The following is a 16,700-nucleotide window of genomic DNA, read 5'->3' as shown; positions in this document are numbered from 1 at the left end:
GCTACGCCGCGTGCCCGCCGTCGACCGAGACGGTCGCCGCGGTCACGTACTTGCTTTCCGGCCGGGCCAGGAACGACACGGTGGCGGCGACCTCCGACGGCGAACCGTAGCGGTCGAACGCCGTCAGGCTCCGCTGGTCGGCGGCGTACGGGCCGTCGGCCGGGTTCATGTCGGTGTCGGTCGGGCCGGGGTGGACGATGTTCACGGTGATGCCGCGCGGCCCGAGTTCCCTGGCGAGACCCTTGGTCATGCCCAGCAGCGCGGTCTTGCTCACCGCGTACAGCGACATCCCGGGGCCGGGGACGCGGTCCGAGACGCAGCTGCCGATGGTGACGACACGCCCGCCGTCGCCGAGGTGCCGGGCCGCGGCCTGCGTGGCCACGTAGACACCGCGGACGTTGACCGCGAGCACGCGGTCGATGTCCTCCAGGCTCGTCTGGTCGAGCGGGCCGACGAAGCCGACGCCCGCGTTGTTGACCAGCACGTCGAGCCTGCCGAACTCGGCGACCGTCGTGTCGACCGCGGAAACCAGAGCCGCGGCGTCGGCGCTGTCGGCCTGGATCGCCAGCGCACGGCGGCCGAGTGCCTTGATCTCGTCCACGACACCGGCCGCGAGCGCGGCGTTGTGCTGATAGGTGAGTGCGACGTCGGCGCCGTCTTCGGCGAGCCGGATCGCCGTGGCGGCACCGATCCCGCGGCTGCCGCCGGTCACCAAAGCCACCTTGCCGTCGAGGGTCATGGGGTGTTCTCCGTTCGATTTCGTTGTCCTTGAACAACTCCATCGAATCGCCTCACGACCCTCGACGCTGGCGGCTATCGGCCACGGCGCTACAGGACGATGTTGACCAGCCGTCCCGGGACGACGATCACCTTGCGCGGCGTGCCGTCGCCGACCAGTGCGGCGACCTTCTCGTCGGCCAGCGCGGCCGCCTGCACGGCGTCCTTGCCCGCGTCGGCGGGCACGGTGACGCGCGAGCGCACCTTGCCGTTGACCTGGATCGGGTACTCCACGGTGTCCTCGACCAGGTACTTCTCGTCGACGACCGGGAACGGCCCGTGCACCAGCGAATCCGCGTGGCCCAGCCGCTTCCACAGCTCCTCGGCCAGATGCGGGGCCAGCGGCGCCAGCATCAGCACCAGCGGCTCCACCAGTTCCCGCGGCGTGGCCTCGGCCGAACCGTAGGTCTTGGTGACGTGGTTGTTCAGCTCGATCAGCTTCGCGCCGGCCGTGTTGAACCGCATCTCCGCGTAGTCCTCGCGGACCCCGGCGACCGTCTTGTGCAGCTGCTTGCGATCCTCGTCCGTAGCGTCCACATTGGACACCCGCAGTTCGCCGGTCTCCTCGTTGACGACCAGGCGCCACAGCCGCTGCAGGAACCGTTGCGCGCCAACGACATCCTTGGTCGCCCACGGCCGTGAGACGTCCAGCGGGCCCATCGACATCTCGTAGAAGCGGAAGGTGTCGGCGCCGTAGTCGCCTGCCATCTGGTCAGGCGTCACGACATTCTTCAGGCTCTTGCCCATCTTGCCGTATTCCTGCTTGACCTCTTCGTCGCCGAAGAAGAACTTGCCGTCCCGCTCCTCGACCTGGTCGGCCTGGACGTAGACGCCGCGTGCGTCCGTCCAGGCGTACGCCTGGACGTAGCCCTGGTTGAACAGCTTCCGGTACGGCTCCTCGGACGACACGTGGCCCAGGTCGAACAGCACCTTGTGCCAGAACCGCGAGTACAGCAGGTGCAGCACCGCGTGCTCGACACCGCCGACGTACAGGTCCGTGCCGCCGGGGTCGTCGACGCCGTGTTCGGCGGGACGCGGGCCGACCCAGTAGGACTCGTTCTCCGGCGCGACGAACACGTCCGGGTTGGTCGGGTCCAGGTACCGCAGCTGGTACCAGCAGGAGCCCGCCCAGTTCGGCATGGTGTTGATGTCGCGGCGGTAGGTCTTCTTGCCGTCGCCCAGGTCCAGCTCGACCTCGACCCATTCGGTGGCGCGCGCCAGCGGCGAGGACGGCGTGCTGTCCCTGTCCTCCGGGTCGAAGGTCACCGGCGAGTAGTCGGCGACCTCGGGCAGTTCGACCGGCAGCATGCTGTCCGGCAGCGGGTGGGCCTGGCCGTCCTCGTCGTAGACGACCGGGAACGGCTCGCCCCAGTAACGCTGGCGCGAGAACAGCCAATCGCGCAGCTTGTACTGGACGGTGCCGCGACCGTGCTCGTGCTCCTCCAGCCAGCCGATCATCGTCTTCTTGGCCTCGTCGACGCCCATGCCGTCCAGGAAGCCTGAGTTGATCGCCGGTCCGTCGCCGGTGAACGCCATGCCGTCGAAGCCGTCCGACGGCTGGACGGTGCGGATGATCTCCAGGCCGAACTTCTCGGCGAACTCCCAGTCGCGAGCGTCCTGGCCGGGGACCGCCATGATCGCGCCGGTGCCGTAACCCATCAGGACGTAGTCGGCGACGAAGACCGGGATCTCCTTGCCGTCGGCCGGGTTCACCGCGTAGGAGCCGGTGAAGACGCCGGTCTTCTCCTTGTTCTCCTGACGGTCCAATTCGGACTTCCGCGCCGCCGCCGCACGGTAGGCGGCGATCGCTTCGGCGGGCGTCGCCGCGTCACCGGTCCAGCGGGCGTCGACACCTTCCGGCCAGGTGGCGGCGGTCAGTTCGTCGACCAGCGGATGCTCGGGCGCGACCACCAGATACGTGGCGCCGAACAGGGTGTCGGGGCGGGTGGTGAAGACCTCGATCTTCTGCTCGCCCGCCTCGAACGACACGCGCGCACCGTGCGAGCGGCCGATCCAGTTGCGCTGCATGGACTTGACCTTCTCGGGCCAGTCCAGCAGGTCCAGGTCGTCGACCAGGCGGTCGGCGTAGGAGGTGATGCGCATCATCCACTGCCGCAGGTTGCGGCGGAACACCGGGAAGTTGCCGCGTTCGCTGCGGCCGTCGGAGGTGACCTCTTCGTTCGACAGCACCGTGCCCAGGCCGGGGCACCAGTTCACCGGCGCCTCGGACAGGTAGACCAGGCGATGCGAGTCGATGATCTTCAGCTGCTCGGCGCGGGTCAGCTCGCACCAGTTGCGGCCGTCGGGCGTACGACGTTTGTCCTGCGCGTACTCGGTCTCCAGGTCGACGATCGGCCGGGCCTTGCCCGCCTTCTCGTCGTACCAGGAGTTGTAGATCTGCAGGAAGATCCACTGGGTCCACTTGTAGTAGTCCGGATCGATCGTCGAGATCCGGCGACGCTCGTCGTGACCCAGGCCCAGGCGCCGGATCTGGCGCAGGTAGGTCTCCATGTTCTCTTCGGTCGTCTTGCGCGGGTGCTGCCCCGTCTGCACCGCGTACTGCTCGGCGGGCAGGCCGAAGGCGTCGAAGCCCATCGTGTGCAGCACGTTGCGGCCGATCATGCGGTGGTACCGCGCGAAGACGTCGGTCGCGATGAAGCCCAGCGGGTGCCCGACGTGCAGACCGGCGCCCGACGGGTACGGGAACATGTCCTGGACGAACAGCTTGTCCGACGGGACTTCTCCGCTCTCGTCCGCGAGCGGGCCGACCGGGTTCGGCGCGTGGTAGGTGCCGTGGTCGGACCAGTAGTCCTGCCAACGCTGCTCGATCTGGCCCGCCAGCTCCGCGGTGTAGCGGTGCTGAGGTGCCGCGTCGGCGCCTTCGCTCGCCTGGTTCATCGCCGAAATCCTCCGTGCTCATCCACGTCAAGCCACTCCAGAAACAACTCGACCCCTCAGCCCGGAGGGCATGAGGGGTCGCCGCGCTGGTCCCGGCCGATCGGCCGAGTTCAGCGCGGCAGGCTAAGGAGCAGCCGAGCCGTGTCCATATGGCCAGTTTAACGCGCTGGTCAAAGCCGTTCCGAGGGGACCGCCAGAGCGATGAACTGGGTCACTTGCGTCGGCGAGAAGTTGTTGTCGCTGACGAGCACCAGACTGCGCTCGCCGCCGCGCAGGCGCGGGCCCCAGGTCATCCCCTCGACGTTGTCCACACTGGACAACTTGAAGTCAGCGAGGTCCGCCAGCAGGCGCTTCTTGACCGGTTTGACGTTTTTCGCCTCACCGAGCGACGGGACCTTCGCGATGTTCGTGGCGCCCTTGGTGTCGATCTCGTAGATGCGGACCTTGTTGCCGACGCCGGTGACGAACGAACGCTCCATCACCAGGTAGCGCGTCGGATCGGCCTGGTCGACCGCCAGCAACGACGAGATGCCGGTGGTCGCGAAAGCGCCGGGCGGATTCGGCGCCGCGAAGACCTTCTCCTGCGGGTACGCGTACTGCGCCAGGATCGGCCCGGACCGCGACTGCACGGTGATCCGCGAAAGGGCGCCTGACGTGGTGTTCGCTTCCGGTCCGTCCTGCAGCAACGGACCCTCGACCGAGCTGGCGACGAGCGATCCGAAACCCGCGAACGTGAGGCCTTCGAGGGCGAGGTTCTGCCGCGGCCCCGCCGTCTCCGTCATCTTCTCGTTGGCGGGAATCGGCAGGTCACGGACGTAGGCGCCGTCGCGCTTCGCCTCGCGGATCGACGGATCGATCCGCGCCGCCGCCGACCGCTCGCCCTCCTGCGACCAGACGTACCGGCCGGTCCAGGGATCGACGCGCAGCTCTTCGGGATCGATGGTCCGCATGTTCGGCGGCTGCGCGGGGTCGTTCTTCGCGAGCGGCGGGTACGGCGTGCCGTCAGGACGCAGGAGCGGCTTGGTGCCGGTGAAGGTGACCGGGCCGAGTCCGTCGGCGTCCAGGGAGAACTTCGCCGTGTAGAACCGGGCCGGGTTGATCGCGGACCGGTCGTCGCAGATCAGCGCGTACTCGCCGGTGCGGGGGTCGAAGTCGATGCTGGACAGGCCGCCGACGACCGTGCCCTCGTAGGGCAGGGCGTTCGGGACGATCTGTTCCCCGATCAGGCGAAGCGGACGGTGACCCGCTTCGGCGGCTGGTGCCGCCATCAGGGTGAGGGGGACGGCCCCGATCAGGGCAATGGCGAGAGCTCGGCTTGACATGGCCTGTAGCACAGTCGATCAGGGTATCCGGCAGGTTGCCGGAACGTCACGCTTATCCTCGTGGAGTGTTCGTCATAGCGCTGGTCCCGATCGTGCTGGGTGTCCTCGTCGGCTGGGGTGGCTTCCTCGGCCTGCGCGAGAAGCTGCCGCGTGACCGCGGCGCCGGCGTGCGCACCGCCGCCACGATGCGCAGCGAAGAGGCCTTCCGCCTCGGCAACAAGGTCGCCGGGCTCCCGACGCTGGCCGGTGGCGTGATCGCCGTGCTCGCGGGGGCCGCCGGGCTGATCATGCCGACGACGTCCGGTCTCGTACTGGCCTCGGTCGTGGGCGTGATCGGGCTGATCGCGCTGATCGCGGCCGGGGGAGTGCTCGGCAACCGCGCCGCCGCGACGGTCCCCGAGCCCGAACCGGAGCGGCCAGCCGGGTGCAGTGGCTGCGCCTGCGGCACCTGCGGCGTCTTCAAGAAGGCCGACACCGCCACCGCCTAGGGCGTCGGAGGAATGATGCCCTTGCACGGCCCAGCGGCAGTGGGAGAATCCCGGGCCACGGCGCTGCGGGAGATCGTCGATGCCATGTGGACCTGAAAGGGCCCGGATTGTCGGAGCGGTCTGGTAGATCATGGGCATGTTCCGCGACTTCAACTTCAAGCTGCTGGTCATCGACAAGCTCATGTACCAGGACAAGCTCATCCAGCCCCGTTTTCAAATCGCCGACATTCTCCACGCCAAGGGCGCCACCGGCGATCTGTGGAAGTACCTGCGCGAACAGGACCTGCTGTACACCGTCCTCGAGGAAGCCCGCCAGTACTTCACCGATTTGGAGATCACTCCCGGCCAACTGGCCGCCGTGGACGAACTGACCACTGACGGCGGCTTGGAGATCTACCACCAGTGCTCGCCGTTCTGGGACGGCGAGGACGACCTCTTCGACGTCACCGCACTGGACGACCTCGCCCTGCTACCCAACCTCCGCGTGATCCACGACATCGCCGAGGCCATCATGGCCGTCCCCGGCGCCGAGGACACTCTCAAGGCCCGCGGAATCGCCGTGGAATGAGCCCTTTTCATCGTGGTCGACGGCGGATCTCGATGTGGTGCAGGACGAGGATGGCCGTGATGATCGCGGTGGCCCCGCGTGGGCGACAACGGAGTTCGGCCAGGACTCTCCAGCCCTGGTACCGGCCCGCCTAGTTGCGCTGGAGGTCTCCCGGGTGGGTGGCCAGCAGCGCCAGCGGGATGCCCTGACGCCGCAGCACCTGGCCCCAGAGGTCGTGGTTCGGCGAGGCGAGGACATCGCTGGGCAACGCCGGGACGATCACCCAGTCGTCGCGTTCGATCTCGTTCGCCAGCTGGCCGGAGTCCCAGCCCGCGTACCCGGCGAACACCCGCACGCCGCGGACCTTCGGGACCAGGATCTCGGGATCGGTGTCGAGATCGACCAGCGCGACCGGACCGCGGACGGCGATCACCCCCGGCACGCTGGACGCCGTCTCACCGGTCCGTAGCGCGGCCAGGCACAACGCCGTCTTCTTCTCCACCGGACCGCCGACGAACACCGACTGCGGTTCGGCGACGTGCCCGCCCCAGTTGGGGAGCACGTCGTACACCGGGACGTCACTCGGCCGGTTGAGCACGACCCCGAGCGTTCCCTCGTCCCGGTGATCGATGACGAACACGACGGTCCGCCGGAAATGGGGATCGAACATCGTGGGGGCGGCGACCAGGAGCGTTCCCGGTTCGACCTCGGCGTCCGCTGGCACGTCCGCCATGATCCCACTTCGAGTGAGGACAAATCGTCCGGCACTGGGAACAACAGCATCACGAGCACCGTTGGACACAACGGTCGGTGCGCTTTCCGTGTCCCCCGGGCTCACTGAAGAACCGCCTTTGTGGAATACCGTCCGGCTGGAGCCACACTGCGCATAGCCGCCGAGAGGCGACCTCAAAGCGCACCGGCCGCCTTCCCTAAGCTGCGAACTCGTGACGACCAGCGTGCCCGAGCGAGTCCGTTCGAGGGCGTTCGTTCGCGACCGTGACTTCCGCCGTCTGCTGTTCACGCGGTTCTCCGCGCACTGGGGCAACGGCCTGTACCAGGCCGGATTGGCCGGTGCCGTCCTCTTCAACCCCGAACGCGCCGCCGACGCGCTCGCCATGGCGGGCGGTTTCGCGGCGTTGCTGCTGCCCTATTCGCTCGTCGGGCCGTTCGCGGGCGCGCTGCTCGACCGCTGGGACCGCCGGAAGGTCCTGATCTTCGCGAGCCTCCTGCGGTCACTCACCATCCTCGCGACCGCCGTCGCGGTGGGCACGGGAGCGGCGGGGATCGGGCTGTTCTCCCTGGCGCTGGCGTCGGAGGGCATCTCCCGGTTCATCGGTTCGGGTCTGTCCGCGTCGCTTCCGCACGTCGTCGAAGAGAAATCCGTGGTCGCCGCGAACGCCTTCGCAGCGACATGGGGTTCCGTGCTCGCCGTCGTCGGTGGCGGCTGCGCGATCGGCCTCCGGGCGCTGACCGGCGCCGACGACGCCGGTTCCGCGTGGGTCACCGCCGTCGCCGCGCTGGGCGGGATCGGCGCCGCCGTCCTCGCTTCGGGGTTCACGCGCGGGCTGCTCGGGCCGTCGACGGTCGACGAGCCGTCGAATCCGGCCCTCGCCGTCGCCCGCGGTCTCGCCGACGGCGCGAAGGCGGCTTGGCGCACGCCCAGCGTCACGGCCGGTTTCGTCGCGCTGTTCGCCCATCGCGCCTCGTACGGGATCTCGCTGCTGGTGACCGTGCTGCTGATGCGCAACCACTTCACCGACGCCGGGATCTTCCGCGCCGGGATGGCGGGGCTGGGGCAGATGGCCGCGTTCGCCGGGGCGGGGATCCTGGTCGCCGGACTGCTGACCGCCCGGCTGATCCGGCTGCTGGGCAGGGTCCGCGTCGTGGTGGGCGCGCTGGTGCTGGCGGCGGTCGCGCAGTCCGCGCTCGGCCTGCCGATGGTGGTGCCCGCCGCGTTGGTCGCGGCGTTCCTGGTGACCGGGGCCGGGCAGGTGCTGAAACTCTGCGTCGATTCGTCGGTCCAGCTCGACGTCGCCGACGAGGCGCGAGGGCGGGTCTTCGCGCTCTACGACACGCTTTTCAACATCACCCAGGTCGCCGCCGTTTCCCTGGCCGCGACGGTGATCCCGGCCGACGGGCGCTCGCCGGGGCTGCTGATCGCGGCCACCGTCCTCTACCTGGCGGGCGCCGCCGCCTACCTGCTCGCGGTGCGAAAAAGGAGAACCACCGATACGGCTCCGCCCATGGCATTAGGGTGACGCTTACCGACACCGGGTGGCGTATGCCCGGGATCAAGTACTTGCGGGGGCTCAAGTGACGACGGCCGGCGACGACAGCGCACGCCTCGAAGCGCGCAATGCCGCCATGAAGGACCAGGTCGACACGCTGCTCGAGCAGTTCGAGCGCCAGACCGCCCAGCTCCGGGACGCGCAGGAAGCCGCTTCGCAGACGTCGGCGACGGTGGTCTCGCAGGACGGCCTCGTCCGCGCCACCATCGACGCGACCGGCACGCTCGCCAAACTGGAGATCCAGCCGAACGCCTTCGAGCGCACCACTCCCGCGCAGCTCGCCAACACCGTGCTGACCTTGGTGCGTCAGGGATCGCTGCAGGTCAAGCAGCAGGTCGCCGACCTCATGGCCCCGATCACCGAAGGGCTGCCGGACCTCTCGGACCTCATCGAAGGCGCGCCTTCGCTGCAAGGGCTGATGCCGTCGATCCCGGACTTCCTCGCGGAGGAAGAAGAGGCGCCGACGAAGTCCGACGAAGACTTCGACGCCCCGCTGATGATCAAGGACGACACACCGCCGCCTCCTCCTCCGGCCCCGCCCGCGCCGCCGGCACCGAAACCGGTTCCGAAACGGGTGCGCCAGCAGGACGACGATGAGGAAGAACCGCCTTCGAGCTGGTTGACCAGGGGAGTCTGATGCCGAACGGTGGGTTCACCGCGGATCCGGACGCGGTGAAGACGGCCGCGGCCAAGCTGGGGCTTGCCGCGGACCAGCTGGACGACGCGGGCAAGGAACTGATGGCCGCGATCAACTCGCTCGGCCAATGCTGGGGCAACGACGACGCCGGCAAGGAGTTCGCGAAGGACTACGAGCCGGGCGCGCAGGGCTCGTCCGAAGGGTTCGCGAACATCGTCGAGGCGCTGCGGGGCATGCAGCACAACGTCGAACGATCGATGACCGCGTTCACGAACGCCGAGGAAGAGATCAAGACGACGCTGGACAAGAAGGTCTAGCGCCGTGGGTATGGAGATGCCCGACGCGGTCAAATGGCTCCTGCCGATCGTCGTCGGGGAAAGCTGGCCCGAAGGCGACGAGGACAAACTCCGCGAACTGCGCGACGCCTGGCACAACGCCTCGAAGGCCGTCCAGCCGATCGCCGACACCGCGACCAAGGGCGCCACCGAGGTCCTCGGCGGCTGGACCGGTGAGGGCGCGGAGAAGTTCGCCGAGGCCTGGAAGAAGTTCGTCGAAGGCGACGAGGCGTACTTCAAATCACTCGCCGACTCTTCGAAAGCGCTCGGCGACTCGTGCAACGCGACCGCGCTGGACGTCGAGTACACGAAGTACATGATCATCATCTCGCTGGTGATCCTCGCCGCGCAGATCGTCGCGATGATCGCGGCCGCGGCGGTGACCTTCGGTGGTTCGACGGCCGGGATCGCGCCGGCGCAGATCGCCACCCGCATGACCGTCCAGATGATCTTCCGGCAGCTGATGCAGAAGCTCGCGCAGGAAGGCTTCAAGAAGGTCGCGAAGGAACTCCTGGAGAAACTCCTCAAGGAGGGCCTGAAGAAGATCGGCAAGGAGGTCCTGCAGAACACGGCGATGAACCTCGCCATGGACGCGGGTATCCAGGGCCTCCAGATGGCCAAGGGCGACCGCGACAGCTGGGACCTCAGCAAGACCAAGGATTCCGCGATCAGCGGTGCCGTCGACGGTGTGGTCGGCGCGGGCAGCAGCAGTATCGGCAAGGGCGCCACCAAGGGACTTTCCGACAGCGTGGGCGGCCAGATCGTCGACAGCGCGGCGCGCGGTGCCGTACGCGGCGCGGCCGAAGGCGTCGCCAGCACGGTCGGACAGGCCGCCGTCACCGGTGACCTGGACAAGCTTTCGGCCAAGGACGTCCTGATGGGCGCTTCCGGCGGAGCCGTGGGCGGCGGTGTCGACGGGGCGAAGAGCCAGATCGGCGACATCAAGGCCGCGAACACGCCCGGCGCCTCGGGAGACGGTCCTACGACGCCGGATGTGGATTCCGGGGATTCGGGGACGCCTTCGCGCACTCCGGGCTCGGCGGATTCGGGTTCTTCTTCGGATTCTGGTTCTTCTTCGCGGCCGGACTCGTCGCAACGGTCCACTTCGGACAGTGAGACGGCGTCGAGTCGCGGTTCGGACGGCGATTCTTCGCCGCGGAGTTCGTCCGCTGATCCGCAGCCGCGTTCCGAGAGCGGACCGCAGCGGACGGCGGACAGCGACCGGGTCAGCCAGTCGTCGACGCAGGCCCCGGAACGTACGGCGGACACCGGTGACGGTCATCGTGCGCCGCAGACCCACCAGAACGCCGCGGACAACGGTTCCGGTCAGCAACAGGCCGCGGCTGGTAATCAGCAGCAGGCGCCCGCCGCACAAACACAGGCACCCGCGGCTGGCGCTGCCCAGACACCCGCTGGAAGCCCGGCACCTGCACCGGCGTCGAGCCCCGCGTCCGGCCCGGCACAGGGACCGGCCTCCAATCCTGCTTCCGGACCGGCGTCCGGCCCGTCACAGGGACCGGCGCACAGCCCGTCACAGGGACCGGCGTCCAGCCCGGCACCGGGTCCGTCGCACAGCCCGTCGCCGAGTCCCTCGCAGTCCAGCGCGATGCCGCCCGCCGCTTCCTCTTCCACGGGTGCGCCGTCGAGTTCGGGCGGGTACGGCATGGCGTCGAACCCGGGTCCGAGCTCGCCCGCTCCGTCGGGCGGATACGGCATGGCGCCCGGCGGCAACCCGCCCGGCAACGGTCCGGCTCCCGGTGGTTTCCCGCCTCCCGGCCACGATCCGTCGCGGCCCATTCGGCCGAACGACGGCGTCCAGGCCGCGGGCTTCACCGGCAACGGCGGGCCGCAGCAGCCACGTTTCGACCAGCCGCCAGCCCCGATGCCCTTCCACGGCCAGCAGCCGATGCAGCCGCCGCCTCCGGGTGGTTTCGCACCTCCGCCGCCACCTCCTCCCGGTGCCATGCCGCCGCGCGGACCGCAGGGTCAGCCCGGTCCGATGGGCCCACGTCCGACTGGACCGCAGCCGCAGCAACATCCCGGTCAGGGTGGATATCAGCAACGTCCTCAGCAACCGCCGGGACCGCAGGGTCCGCCGCGCCCGCCCCAGGGGTATCAGGGCAGGCCGGGCCCCGGCCCGAACGGCGGGGTCCCGCCGCGCCCGCAGACGCCTCCGCCCGGCCCGCCGCCGGGCAACCGCGGTCCGGCCGGTCATCCGCCGCGGCCCCAGCATCCGGGCAACGGTCCGTTCCCCGGCAACCGCGGCCCCATGCCGCCGCCTCCGCCCGGCCATCACCCGGGCCACCACCCGGGTCAGCCCGGCCGTCCCGGACAACAGCCCGGCCGGCCGATGCCGCCCGGTGCCGAGCCGCCGCGCTTCGGCGGTCCGCAACGTCCGCCGCAGGTCCCGGCACCGCGCCCCGCCCACGACGGGAACGCGGGCCCCCAGGACCGCACCCAGCAGCCGCAGCGTCCCCCGCAGCAGCAGCCCCCGATGCGGCCGGTGGAGGAGGCCCCGCGGCAGGCACCTCAGGACACCGAGCTGCCCAAGGACGTCGACGCGCCCAAGGACACCGAGACGCCGAAGGACGTCGAGACTCCGAAGGACACCGAGGCACCGCAGGACGTCACGCCCGACGACAAGACCACCGTCGACGAGCCGTACCTGACGGATCCGGACTTCCACACGGACGACCCCGCCGCCTACCGCGCGCTCGCCGAGACGCAGATCGACAAGCGCGGTTTCGACACCGAGACCGGGGAAGCACGGAGCGAACAGGTCCGCCGTGAAGGTCTCGCCAAACGCGACACCCACGAAGATCCGCGCGTCAAGGCGATGTCGGATCAGGGCGCCTACGCGGTCCACAGCTACACGCGTACCGACATGGCCGAGCGGATCACGCACGCCCAGCGTCACGGCGGCGCGGAGCTGGACGCGCTCCGGCCGCATATCGAGGCGATCACCTCCGGCCTCAACGAGATGCCCGCCTACGAGGGCCTCGTCTCCCGGCGGGTGAACTTCAACGGCAACGAAAGCGCGATCCGGAGTTTCCTCGAAGCGCATGCCAGGGGTCAGGTCATCGTCGACCCGCAGATGCTGAGCACGTCGCGGGTCACCCCCGAGCATCCGCGAAGCAACTTCCCCGGCGAAGTCGAGATGCGCATCCAGTCGAAGACCGGACGCCACATCGAGGACCTCGCGTCCATAAAGGACGAACGCGAAGTGCTGATGAAGTCGGCGACGCAGCTGCGTGTCACCGACGTCAAGATGGGCCCGGGGCATCCCGATCACCCCGACTACAAGAAGCGGCTGGACGACGGCTCGCCCAACGACCTGCCGAAGTGGATCGTCGAATGCGAAGAGGTCGTCGCCGGTGAAGACGGCCACCTGAGCCCGGACGAAGTCCACCAGAAGGTCGCCGAGCGGCGCGAATACAACAACGCCGTGCAGGAGCGGCTGGCGCAGGAAGCGGCCGAGCAGGAAGCCCAGCTGCGCCGCGACCACCCGGAACTGTTCCAGGGCCAGGGCCTCGCGGGGCTCGAGACCAAGCTGGCCGACGGCAAGGGCGGCTGGGTCGACGCCACCGACGCCCCGGTCCACGACATCCCCAAGCCGAGGGAGCACGTTCCCGATGGCGGCTGGTCGGAGCTGGCGAAGCCGCTCGACGAGGGCGGGACGCCGGTCATCCACGCCGGTTCGGCCGAGACACCGCATCAGCAGGTGCGGCTGCTCATGGACGAGATCCCGGCGATCGGCGAGGCCAACACCCGCAACTACTACGCGCCCGAATCGTGGAAGGACGGCTACCAGACGAACTCTGCCGAGTCGCTGGTCGCGTTCGAGGACCGGATGAACGGTGGCGACTCGGTCGCCGGGCCGTCGACCGGTGGTTCGCCGTTGCAGCACGTCAGCGACCGGCTCGGCGGGCAGTGGTCGGATCGGAACGGTTTCGCCGACGTCGCCCGTGAGCTGGGCGAACGTCCGGTCGGCGCGCGGACCGCGGTGGCGTTCGAGCATCACGCCGCCGCCGAGCCGAACGCGCCGGAGGGTTCGCCGCGGTCCAAGGACCGGATCGAGACGCGGATCGTCGCCGCGGTGAACACGCCGCACGGCGTGGTCTTCGCCGACCCGATGACCGGACGGCTCGCGACGCTGCCCGACGATCCGACGTCGATCAAGGCGATGCCGATGGGCGGCGGCGATGCCCCGCACACGCCGGAAGCGCCGCATACCGACAAGTCCCCTGAGGCCGAAACGCCGGTTCAGGAACAGGCGCCGAAGACCGAGGTCGACATCGCCGACCGGCTCAAGGGCCCGGAAGAAGCACCCAAGCGAATCGACGAGAGTTACCTCGGCAACGAGAACTTCCGTGGCACGCCGGAGGATCACAAGAGCCTCCGTGACCGCTACGACAACGCCGACCACGCCGAGCAGGCCCGCGAAAAGGCGCTCAAGCGGCTCGAAGCCAGCCCGCTGAAGGACCGCGTCTCGCCCGAAGCGGCCGAAGCGATCTACTCGTACTCGCGCGAACACGCCTACGCGATCAACGACGCGAACCGCCGGGGTGAGTCGCACCCCGACTTCGAGAACGCCCAGCGCAGCACCCGGGCGATCGTCGGCGCGCTCAACGAGCTTCCGGACTTCCACGGCGAGGCCATCCGCGGCATCGACACCAAGGGCGACATGCAGGCCGCCGCGATCATGGCGGCGCACTACGAGCCAGGTCAGACCGTCCCCAAGCCGACGATGACCAGCTCCACCATCAAGACGTCGCCGGACACGAAGTCGAAGTTCGGCGAAGACGTCGAGATCCACATCGTCTCGAAGACGGGCAAGGACGTCTCGTCACTCGCCGAGAACCCGCGCGAGAACGAGGCCATCAACAAGCCTGCCACGCAGCTTTACGTGCACAGCAAGGAGTTCAAGACCCCGCCGCTGGTCGACCGGCCGAAGTGGGTCATCCACGCCGAAGAGGTCACTCCCGGCGACCCGCGCTACCTCGACCCCGAGACCGCCAAGCAGAAGATGGACGAGCGGCGGGCCCGGCACGCCGCGGAAGCGCCCGAACTCGCGCGTCTCGCGCAGGCACAGTCGATGGCGCGCCTCGGCGGCTTCGACGAGCCGCAGACCCCGCACCTCACCACGGAAAACCCGGCACAGCACGGGGTCGCGGACGCCGACAAGGGACCCGAGTACGGCGAGCAGCCCGTCACCGACGACACGATCGAGCTGCCCGCTCCCGAGCGGGACTACTCGTCGATGGCGGTCGCGACGAACCCGCCGAGCGAACCGGCGATCCACGCCGGCTCGGCGAGCCCGGCACAGCAGGCCGCGTACCTCGCCGACCGGCACCCGCGGCTCGGCGAAGTCAACCCGCACTTCAACGACCCCGACGCGCTGGCGAACGGCTACCGGTCCAACTGCACCCGTACGCCGGGCGCGTACATGGACCGGCTGAACGGCATCGATTCGACCGCCGATCCGCTGCTGGTGCACGAGATGGACAGCCGCGGCACGCTGGAACACGTCGAGGAGCGGTTCGGCGGGCAGTTCTCCGACCGCGCCGACTACGACACCGTCATCCGCGAGATGCGGGGGATGCCGACCGATCACCACGCGGTCGTCGCGGTGAAGTACCTCGACGAGAACGGCGTCGAGCGCGGGCACGTCGCCATGGTGGCCAACACCCGTGACGGCGTCGCGTTCATCGACCCGCAGTCCGGTGCGCTGATGAACCTGCCGCATCCGCCGCTGAGCATGAAGCTGATGCACGTCGGCGTCCCGGAAGGTCCGGCCGCGCAGCATGTCGACCCGCGGATCGCGTTCGCCAGGGAAGACACGCCCGACGTGCCGCCGTCGCGGATCGGGCCGGACGGCCGTCCCATCGTGACGCCGCCGCACGACGCGGGTTACGGCATGGCGCACGATCCCGAGGTCGCGGCCGCGGTGGACGGACTCGACCCGGACAAGAAGCGGGCCGTTCACGAGGACGAGAACGGGGTCAAGCACGACGTCGGGCCGATGCGGGACTTCATCCGCGAACATCTGCCCGCGCATCCGGAACTCGTCCGGCTGATGGAGCACCCGGACAACGCGTACCTGCGCGCTTCGCTGCTCAACAACCCGATGACCATCGGCAGCCTGCTGCTGCACCCGGAGGCCATCCCGATCCTCGAAGACGCCTTGCGTGACGTCGAGGAGCGCGGTTTCCCGATGATCGACGACGTCCGTCAGGACGGCCCCGGCGACACCCCGCTGACCCAGGATCAGCGGGAACTCGCGAACGCGGTGGCGGATATCGCCGCCGACGTGGAGCGCGGCGATCAGTACCACGCCGGCTTCGATCGTGCGGACAAGGGCGATTCCGCGAAGATCCAGGAGTTCCTGGACGCCGAGAGGGAGGCGTGGCCGCAGAACCAGGGCGACCTCAACCGGATCGCCGAACGGATCGCGGAGGAGAACAACGGCGACGCGTCGGGCAGGCCCGGTCCGAAGGACGACGACCGCGCGAAGGCGAAGATCGCGGGTTACGACGGTGACGCGTCGAAACTGACCGATCTGGTGGGCGTGAAGATCCAGTTCGACACACTGGCCGACGTCTACAACGCCCTGAACGCGGTGATGGACGATCCGGATCTCCGGATCGTCAGCTTCGACGACCGGTTCGCGAATCCGCAGGACAGCGGGTACCGCGATCTGCAGATGAACGTCCGGCTGCCGAACGGGCACGTCGCCGAACTGCGGCTGCACCTGAAGCACATCGACACCGTGTCGGCCTACGAGCACGCCTTGTACGAGGTCCGTCGTGACTTCCCGACGTACAACCGGACACTGGACGAGAACAACAAGAAGAGGTTGTCCCCGGAACAGGCCCTGCTGGAAGCGGCGCTGATGGACCGGGTCCGGGAGAAGTTCATGGCCGGTCTCCGCAAGGGCCTGCCTCCTGAGGAGAACACGTGATCCAGACGCCGTCCTTCTACACGTACTTCGGGAAGACCTACCGCGTCGAGTCGACCCCCGACGGAGGCCTGACCGGCTTTCTCCTCAACCTGAGCACCGGCGAGTTCGACGAAAAGCCGGAGCACGTGCGTGAGGTCATGTGGGCGATGGCGAGTTCGGACATCAGCAAGGTGTCCGAAGAGAAGTTCGTCCAGGAGACCGAGCGCGCCCGCGCCTACGAGCTCAAGGGCGGCGGACCGATCTTCGCTCTTTACGAGACCATCGACGGCCTGTACGCGCAGGCCAAGCGCGAAAACCGCCGCGTGGAACCACCGGAATCGGCCTTGATTCAGTCTCTGCGCAAGCGCACCTTCAAGATGTGGGAGGACGAGCTGGCCCGCCGAGCCGCCGGCGAGGCGCCGTCGTTCCGGGCGGAACCACGTTTCCCGAACCGGGCGCGATGATTCA

11 protein-coding genes and 1 pseudogene are annotated in these 16,700 nt (G+C 68.9%); 7 read left to right on the top strand and 5 right to left on the bottom strand.

Annotated elements, in window-relative coordinates:
* Window position 1: 1 nt before the first annotated feature.
* The 3 genes from ACLJO0_RS01445 to ACLJO0_RS01435 form a co-directional block, all read right to left on the bottom strand.
* Complete coding sequence (locus ACLJO0_RS01445) at window positions 2-739, bottom strand: 3-oxoacyl-ACP reductase family protein (RefSeq protein WP_410576227.1); 738 nt, start codon at window positions 737-739, stop codon at window positions 2-4.
* An 89-nt stretch (window positions 740-828) separates the two neighbouring features.
* Window positions 829-3,675, bottom strand: coding sequence for a leucine--tRNA ligase (gene leuS, locus ACLJO0_RS01440; protein ID WP_410576226.1), 2,847 nt, complete (start codon window positions 3,673-3,675; stop codon window positions 829-831).
* 170 nt (window positions 3,676-3,845) lie between these two features.
* Window positions 3,846-4,997 carry an esterase-like activity of phytase family protein gene (locus ACLJO0_RS01435; protein WP_410576225.1) on the bottom strand — a complete coding sequence of 384 codons (1,152 nt, stop codon included), beginning with the start codon at window positions 4,995-4,997 and terminating at the stop codon, window positions 3,846-3,848.
* 65 nt (window positions 4,998-5,062) lie between these two features.
* On the opposite strand from ACLJO0_RS01435, the gene ACLJO0_RS01430 reads away from it, so the two are divergent.
* Both ACLJO0_RS01430 and ACLJO0_RS01425 read left to right on the top strand, forming a co-directional pair.
* Window positions 5,063-5,485, top strand: a complete 423-nt coding sequence (locus ACLJO0_RS01430) for an SdpI family protein (RefSeq protein WP_125790709.1) — start codon at window positions 5,063-5,065, stop codon at window positions 5,483-5,485.
* 136 nt (window positions 5,486-5,621) lie between these two features.
* Window positions 5,622-6,053, top strand: a complete 432-nt coding sequence (locus tag ACLJO0_RS01425) for a DUF6892 domain-containing protein (protein WP_410576224.1) — start codon at window positions 5,622-5,624, stop codon at window positions 6,051-6,053.
* Window positions 6,054-6,060: 7 nt separating this feature from the next.
* Here the strand turns inward: ACLJO0_RS01425 and ACLJO0_RS01420 are convergent.
* Window positions 6,061-6,165 (bottom strand): annotated as a pseudogene (locus ACLJO0_RS01420) (IS5/IS1182 family transposase); the annotation flags it as partial.
* An 18-nt stretch (window positions 6,166-6,183) separates the two neighbouring features.
* A complete protein-coding gene (locus tag ACLJO0_RS01415; RefSeq protein WP_396554331.1) occupies window positions 6,184-6,765 on the bottom strand; it encodes a YqgE/AlgH family protein in 582 nt (193 codons plus the stop codon).
* A 211-nt stretch (window positions 6,766-6,976) separates the two neighbouring features.
* Here ACLJO0_RS01415 and ACLJO0_RS01410 point away from each other — a divergent pair, with 211 nt between their 5' ends.
* The 5 genes from ACLJO0_RS01410 to ACLJO0_RS01390 are packed head-to-tail and all read left to right on the top strand — an operon-like array spanning window position 6,977 to window position 16,696.
* Complete coding sequence (locus ACLJO0_RS01410) at window positions 6,977-8,290, top strand: MFS transporter (RefSeq protein ID WP_410576223.1); 1,314 nt, start codon at window positions 6,977-6,979, stop codon at window positions 8,288-8,290.
* Window positions 8,291-8,345: 55 nt separating this feature from the next.
* Window positions 8,346-8,957: a YbaB/EbfC family nucleoid-associated protein gene (locus ACLJO0_RS01405; protein ID WP_410576222.1), complete on the top strand. Its 612-nt coding sequence runs from the start codon at window positions 8,346-8,348 to the stop codon at window positions 8,955-8,957.
* Complete coding sequence (locus ACLJO0_RS01400) at window positions 8,957-9,274, top strand: WXG100 family type VII secretion target (protein WP_410576221.1); 318 nt, start codon at window positions 8,957-8,959, stop codon at window positions 9,272-9,274. The genes ACLJO0_RS01405 and ACLJO0_RS01400 overlap by 1 nt, the downstream gene beginning before the upstream one ends.
* A 10-nt stretch (window positions 9,275-9,284) precedes the next feature.
* Window positions 9,285-16,253: a toxin glutamine deamidase domain-containing protein gene (locus tag ACLJO0_RS01395; RefSeq protein ID WP_410576942.1), complete on the top strand. Its 6,969-nt coding sequence runs from the start codon at window positions 9,285-9,287 to the stop codon at window positions 16,251-16,253.
* Entirely contained in the window at window positions 16,250-16,696 is a 447-nt protein-coding gene (locus ACLJO0_RS01390; RefSeq protein WP_410576220.1) for a hypothetical protein, read from the top strand. Before ACLJO0_RS01395 ends, ACLJO0_RS01390 begins: the two co-directional genes overlap by 4 nt.
* The last annotated feature ends 4 nt before the right edge of the window (window positions 16,697-16,700 follow it).

It is taken from the genome of Amycolatopsis sp. lyj-108, from assembly GCF_046549005.1.
Lineage (GTDB): Bacteria > Actinomycetota > Actinomycetes > Mycobacteriales > Pseudonocardiaceae > Amycolatopsis.
The sequence above is the reverse complement of the archived record's forward strand: the minus strand, read 5'-3'. Positions and strand labels throughout refer to the sequence as shown.

Excerpts from the sequence above, each read along its gene's own strand:
- ACLJO0_RS01445 (WP_410576227.1), bottom strand. The coding sequence starts at position 739 with ATGACCCTCGACGGCAAGGTGGCTTTGGTGACCGGCGGCAGCCGCGGG.
- leuS (WP_410576226.1), bottom strand. The coding sequence starts at position 3,675 with ATGAACCAGGCGAGCGAAGGCGCCGACGCGGCACCTCAGCACCGCTAC.
- ACLJO0_RS01435 (WP_410576225.1), bottom strand. The coding sequence starts at position 4,997 with ATGTCAAGCCGAGCTCTCGCCATTGCCCTGATCGGGGCCGTCCCCCTC.
- ACLJO0_RS01425 (WP_410576224.1), top strand. The coding sequence starts at position 5,622 with ATGTTCCGCGACTTCAACTTCAAGCTGCTGGTCATCGACAAGCTCATG.
- ACLJO0_RS01415 (WP_396554331.1), bottom strand. The coding sequence starts at position 6,765 with ATGGCGGACGTGCCAGCGGACGCCGAGGTCGAACCGGGAACGCTCCTG.
- ACLJO0_RS01400 (WP_410576221.1), top strand. The coding sequence starts at position 8,957 with ATGCCGAACGGTGGGTTCACCGCGGATCCGGACGCGGTGAAGACGGCC.
- ACLJO0_RS01395 (WP_410576942.1), top strand. The coding sequence starts at position 9,285 with ATGGAGATGCCCGACGCGGTCAAATGGCTCCTGCCGATCGTCGTCGGG.